Origin of the sequence: Lactobacillus sp. UMNPBX6 (assembly GCF_002553975.1) — a bacterium.
GTDB classification, from domain to species: Bacteria; Bacillota; Bacilli; order Lactobacillales; family Lactobacillaceae; genus Lactobacillus; species Lactobacillus gallinarum.
Genome location: NZ_PCZD01000139.1, coordinates 1 through 384 on the forward strand (window position 1 = coordinate 1; position 384 = coordinate 384).

Consider the following 384-nt stretch of genomic DNA (forward strand, 5'->3'; position numbering starts at 1 on the left):
GAGAGCATCTGCCTTACAAGCAGGAGGTCACAGGTTCGAGCCCTGTATCCTCCATCGAGTCGTTAGCTCAGTTGGTAGAGCAACGGACTTTTAATCCGTGGGTCGAGGGTTCAAGTCCCTCACGGCTCATGACCCTAATTTGCGGGTGTGGCGGAATTGGCAGACGCGCTAGATTTAGGTTCTAGTGTTTTCGGACGTGTGGGTTCAAGTCCCACCACCCGTATTGCCAACCACATATTGACAATATGCCGATTTAGCTCAGTTGGTAGAGCATCTGTCTTGTAAACAGGGGGTCGTACGTTCAAGTCGTATAATCGGCATTTATATTTTGCGGAAGTAGTTCAGTGGTAGAACATCACCTTGCCATGGTGGGGGTCGCGGGTT

3 tRNA genes are annotated in these 384 nt (G+C 50.5%); all 3 read left to right on the forward strand.

The features are described 5' to 3' along the window. The first annotated feature begins 56 nt into the window (after positions 1 to 56). The 3 genes from CP357_RS10005 (at position 57) to CP357_RS10015 (ending at position 320) form a co-directional block, all read left to right on the forward strand. A tRNA-Lys gene (locus tag CP357_RS10005) sits at positions 57 to 129 on the forward strand. 12 nt (positions 130 to 141) lie between these two features. After that, positions 142 to 223: transfer RNA gene (locus CP357_RS10010), tRNA-Leu, on the forward strand. A gap of 24 nt (positions 224 to 247) precedes the next feature. Beyond that, positions 248 to 320 (forward strand) — tRNA-Thr (locus tag CP357_RS10015). Positions 321 to 384 lie beyond the last annotated feature (64 nt).